General features: G+C 74.6%; 4 protein-coding genes. 1 reads left to right on the top strand and 3 read right to left on the bottom strand.

Features of this window, described 5'->3' with window-relative positions:
* Positions 1-204: 204 nt before the first annotated feature.
* Positions 205-1,377: a PucR family transcriptional regulator gene (locus FGF04_RS32795; RefSeq protein ID WP_149515030.1), complete on the top strand. Its 1,173-nt coding sequence runs from the start codon at positions 205-207 to the stop codon at positions 1,375-1,377.
* A gap of 27 nt (positions 1,378-1,404) precedes the next feature.
* Here FGF04_RS32795 and FGF04_RS32800 read toward each other — a convergent pair whose 3' ends face one another.
* From FGF04_RS32800 to FGF04_RS32810, 3 genes are all read right to left on the bottom strand, one after another.
* Positions 1,405-3,039, bottom strand: coding sequence for a phytoene desaturase family protein (locus FGF04_RS32800; RefSeq protein WP_149515031.1), 1,635 nt, complete (start codon positions 3,037-3,039; stop codon positions 1,405-1,407).
* A gap of 83 nt (positions 3,040-3,122) precedes the next feature.
* A complete protein-coding gene (locus tag FGF04_RS32805) occupies positions 3,123-3,605 on the bottom strand; it encodes an SRPBCC family protein (RefSeq protein ID WP_149515032.1) in 483 nt (160 codons plus the stop codon).
* A gap of 91 nt (positions 3,606-3,696) precedes the next feature.
* The gene (locus tag FGF04_RS32810) at positions 3,697-4,596 is read right to left on the bottom strand and encodes an SDR family oxidoreductase (RefSeq protein WP_149515033.1); all 900 of its coding nucleotides are present in this window, start codon (positions 4,594-4,596) and stop codon (positions 3,697-3,699) included.
* Positions 4,597-4,923 lie beyond the last annotated feature (327 nt).

The following is a 4,923-nucleotide window of genomic DNA, read 5'->3' on the forward strand; positions in this document are numbered from 1 at the left end:
TCTCCATGGACTGCCTTCCGGAGGGGGCGGCGGGTGCGGGAGACACCGGGGACGTTCCCGGGACGGCTGCGGCGGGAACGCCGCACTGTTACCGTCGGTAGCCCACAGGGAACCAGGCCGTCCCAGGGACGGGGTAGTGGCTGGACACCAACATGCGGACGGCTTCGTTGTGGTCCGGCGACAGTGCGGACGGAGGATGTGCTCATGACGGTCGTCCACGAACGCGAGCCGATGGCGGAGATCCTGCGGACGCTGGCCGTCGACGCCGAGGTGTGCGGGGAGCTCGTGCGCGCGGCGCGGGACCGCTCCCCCGAGGTCGCCCGGCTCACCGAGGCGGAGAGCCTCTCGCACGTCACCGCCATGATCCGGGCCGCCGGACAGTGGTTCGCGACCTTCGGCCGGATCGAGCAGCAGGACTTCTCCGCCGCCCTGCTGCTGGGGGCCGACCGGGCCGGTCAGGGCGTCGCGATGACCGCGGTCCTGAGCGGTGTCCAGGCCGGCCTCAACCGGGCGGTGGAGATCACCGTCGACCGCTGCCGCGCCGCGGGCGTCCCGGACGGCGCCCTGCTCGACGTCGTGCTCCGGCTGAAGGAGTACGGCGACGCGGTCCAGCGCCATGTGATCAGCGGGTACCGGGCCGCGGAGCGCGCCACCGCGCACGAGACCGCCGAGGTCCGCTCCCATGTGCTGCGCAGGCTGCTGGTCGGCGGGGTCGTGCCGTCCCCGCAGGAGCTGGCCGGGGCCGGGATGCGGGGCGGCGAGGGGCCGTACCACTGTGTCGTCGCGGACGCGGGCGGCCTCGCGGACGCGCGCCTCCTCGCGGACCGGCTGTCCGGTCCGGGTGCGGTCTTCGCGCTCGTGGAGGGGCGGCCGGCCGGCCTGTGCCGCCGCGTGCCCCAGGGCGTGGCGGCGGAGGCGCGGGCGCTGTTCGTGGTCTCACCGGCCGCGCGGCCGGAGGAGATCCGGCCGCTGTACCGGCTCTGCGTGCGGGCCGTGGACATCGGCGTCCGGCAGGGGTGCCGGGGGCGGTACGAACTGACCGACTTCGCCGCCGAGATCGCGCTGGCCGACCAGCCGCTGCTGGGCGCGTGGCTGAGCGAGCGCCTGCTGGGCGCCCTCGACCCCTCGGACGGCTTCCACCGCCAACTGGCGCTCACCGCCCGCACGTTCCTCGACAACGGCCGCCGCCTCGACCAGACGGCGACGGCCCTGTTCACGCACCCCAACACCGTCCGCTACCGGCTCGGCCGTCTCCAACAGATCACCGGCCACCCGCTGACCGACCCGGCGCCCGGGCCCCTGCCCGAACCGCTGGGCGCACTGCACTGGTGGTGGGCGCTGACCACCTGGCTCGGGCAGGACCGGGACCCGGGATGACCGTCGCGCCGGCCGCGGGCAGCGGTGTCAGCCGCCGGTCTCCGGGGTGTGCCGGCCCGCGCGGTCACGGCGGGCCAGCAGGCGCTGGGCCCGGGTGAGGCCGGACGGAAGGTTCTTGCGCAGGGCGGCCCGGGCGGCGTTGGAGCCGGGCGCCCCGTGCACACCGCCTCCCGGATGGGCGGAGGCCGAGGCCAGGAAGAGGTTCTTGACCGGTGTCTCCGGGCGCCCCGTGCCCGGGACGGGGCGGAAGAAGAGCTGCTGGTGCAGGGCCGTGGTGCCGCCGTTGATGGCACCGCCGTACAGGTTGGCGTCCATCGACTGCAGGGTGGGCGGGGCCAGCACGCGCCGGGAGCGGATCAGGGACCGGAAGCCCGGCGCGAAGCGCTCGACCTGCCGCTCGACGCGGTCGGCCATCAGCTCCTGCTCCTTCGCGTCCCAGCTGCCGGTCAGTCCGTCGTCGCCGGCGTCGCCCTTGATGCGGTGCGGGACGTGGGTGTACGCCCACGCGGACTCGGTGCCCTCGGGCGAGCGGGTCGGGTCGGAGGTCGTCATCTGCCCGAACAGCGCGAACGGGCGGTCGGGCACCTGCCCCATGGCGACCTGGGCCGCGAACCGGGTCAACTCGTCGACCCCGTCGGCCAGATGGACGGTACCGGCGAGGGCGGCCTCGGGGGCCTGCCAGGGCACGGCGCCGTCGAGGGCCCAGTCGACCTTGAAGGTGGCGAAGTCCCACTGGAACCGGCGCAGGTCGTCCAGCACCTGAGGGGGCAGGTCGGCGCTGTCGACCAGCTCGCCGTAGAGGGTGGGCGCGGACACGTCCGCGAGCACGGCGCGGCGTGCGGACACGGTGTCGCCGCCGGCGGTGCGCACCGCCACGGCCCGGCCCTCACGGACGACGACGTTGCTCACGCGCTGCCCGCACCTGACCACCCCGCCGCGCTCCTGCAGCCGCCGCACCAGCGCCCCGATGAGGGCGCCGGAGCCGCCCACGGGAACCGGGAACCCGTACGTCTGGCCCAGCATCGACATCAGCCAGCCGAAGCCGCCGCTGCCCGCGGCCTCGGGCGCCAGGTCGGCGTGCAGCGCGTTGCCCGCGAGGAGCAGCCTGCCGCCCTCGCCGCGGAACTCCTCCTCGCCGAGGCGCCGTACCGGCAGCACCATCGAGCGGGCCATCCGCAGTCCGCCCGCGGTCCGCAGGCGCAGGGCCAGCTTGGCGCCCGAGCGCACCGGCGGGAAGGGGGTGAACAGTGCCTCCAGGAGGTCGGGGCGCAGCCGCTCCCAGATCCGGTGCAGTTCACGCCAGGAGTCGCCGTCGCCGTCGGCGAAGACGTCCAGGGAGGCGGCGGTGTCGTCGAGGTCGCGTCCGAGCACCGCGCACCGGCCGTCGGACAGCGGGTGGGCCAGCACCCGCGGCGCGTGGCTCCACTGCAGTCCGTGCCGCTCCAGGTGCAGTCCGGCCAGGACCGGCGAGGCGGCGGCCAGCGGGTAGAAGGAGCTGAAGAGGTCGTTCGTGAAGTCCGGGTCCACCCCGTTGTCGTGGCGGACCGCGCCGCCCGGCTCGGCCTGCTCCTCCAGTACTTCGACGCTCCAGCCCTCGTCGGCCAGCAGATTGGCGGCGACGAGCCCGTTGGGGCCGGCCCCGATCACTACCGCGTCCGGCATGGACGCCTCCTGTCTCGCTGTACGGATGTCACCGTTGTCGGTCCCGGACGCCGCCGCTCACCACGGGGCACGGACGCCGCCGCTCACGCCGGCTCCGGCCGCGTACGGGCGGACGGGGTGGACCGGGACGTACCGCGTCCCTCCTCGCACACCTCGGCCAGCCGCTTGAGCATCGCCCGGTGCCGTACCTGGATGAACGCGTCGAGGCCCGTGTTGTGCAGGGAGCCGCCGACGCCCTGCAGCGGGTGCTCGTCGATGACGACCAGGGTGTGCTCGCCCCAGGGGCGCAGCTCGACGGCGACGCGTGCCGTGCCGAGCGGGCCCGCGATCGCCTCCAGTTCCAGCTCGCGTCCCTCTTCGCACGCCCGGACGACCGTCTGGTTCGTCAGGCTCCAGAACCCCACCCGCACCTCGTAGCCGATGGCCGAGCCCACCTCGGGCCACCGGCCGCGCACGGGGTACGAGGAAGCCGTCCCCACCACCCAGTCGGCGTACCGGGTGCCGTCGGCCAGGACGGCCCACACCTCCTCGGGGCTCCTCTTGATCAGCCGGTGGCGTACGGCCACAACCGCCTCCTCGTCTCGCACCCGCCGGTACCGGGGTGACCGCGACCGAGTCCCCCGGCATCCGCGGTTCAACCGAGCGGGCCCGGCGGCTTCAGGAGGGCTTGCGCGCGGTGCCGGGCACGGGGGCGCCGTCGGCGTCGGCGTGTCCGCCCGCGCCCAGCAGTCCGGTGGGGCGGAACGGCTCCCGGGCCGCCAGCCGGGGCAGGGTCGAGCGGGACAGGCGCATCACGACCGGCGGCAGCACGGCGCGGCCCAGCTGCGCGGCAACCAGCCAGCCCGGCACGTACACCGAGGTGCGCCGGCGTGCGACGGCCTTCGCCAGCCGGGCCGCCACCGTGGCCGCCGGGTAGACGCGGCGGGCGGGCGGCGGCATGTGGCCGCGCAGTTCCCGCAGCACGGCGTGCCGGTCGGCGTCGCGGATCATGTCGGTGTCGGTCCAGTTCAGGTAGGCGATGCCCACGGCCACCCCCTGGTGCGCCACCTCGGCCCGCAGGGAGTGGGCGAAGGCCTCCACGCCCGACTTGGACGCGCAGTACGCGCTCATCATCGGCGCGGCGCCGATGGAGGCCAGCGAGGCGACCTGCAGGTAGTACCCCGACGTGTCGACCAGGTCGGGCAGGAAGGTGCGCGCGGTGATCGCGCTGCCGGTCAGGTTGACGTCGATCACCCGGCGCCAGGACGCGGGGTCGGACTCGGCGAAGGGGCCGCCCTCGGCGATCCCGGCGTTGGCGATCACCACGGAGGGTCGGCCGAGCCTCCCGCGCACCTCGCGGGCGGCCTCGGCCATGCCGGCGTCGTCGGTGATGTCGACCTCCCAGGCGGCCGCCTCGGTGGGCAGCTCGGCGGCCAGGGCCTCCAGGGCCGGTTTCTCGTGCCCCAGCAGTGCCAGCCGGGCACCGCGGCCGGCGAGCTCACGGGCCAGGGCGGCGCCGAGGCCCCGGGCGGCTCCCGTCACCACCACCGTGCGGTCACGCAGCGGATCGCGTTCCACGGGTCTCCCTCCGTACGGTTCGTACCGGTCGTACCGGGCCCGGATTGCTTTCAACCAGCAGCGGTCGTCTCCGAGCCGATGGGGACACTTCCGGCGAACCACCGGTTCCGGATGCGGGCGGAACCGTCCGTTCCCATCGGATCACGGTTCGACCCGCCGCACACCACAAGCCGTCCGGCCGCTCCCGGGACCCGGCCGTGTCGGAATCATTGACTCGCCCCACCCGTACCCCTACTTTCTGACCGGCCTTCCGAACCATGTTCGACATATCGACCAGATCCGTACGTCAGGCACCGTCGCTCACTCCACCCCCACCCCCACCTGGAG

The sequence above is a fragment of the Streptomyces apricus genome, from assembly GCF_008369065.1.
Classification (GTDB): domain Bacteria; phylum Actinomycetota; class Actinomycetes; order Streptomycetales; family Streptomycetaceae; genus Streptomyces; species Streptomyces apricus.

What these genes read in the sequence shown, in the direction of transcription:
- FGF04_RS32800 (WP_149515031.1), bottom strand. Translation starts at nt 3,039, where the DNA reads ATGCCGGACGCGGTAGTGATCGGGGCCGGCCCCAACGGGCTCGTCGCC.
- FGF04_RS32795 (WP_149515030.1), top strand. Translation starts at nt 205, where the DNA reads ATGACGGTCGTCCACGAACGCGAGCCGATGGCGGAGATCCTGCGGACG.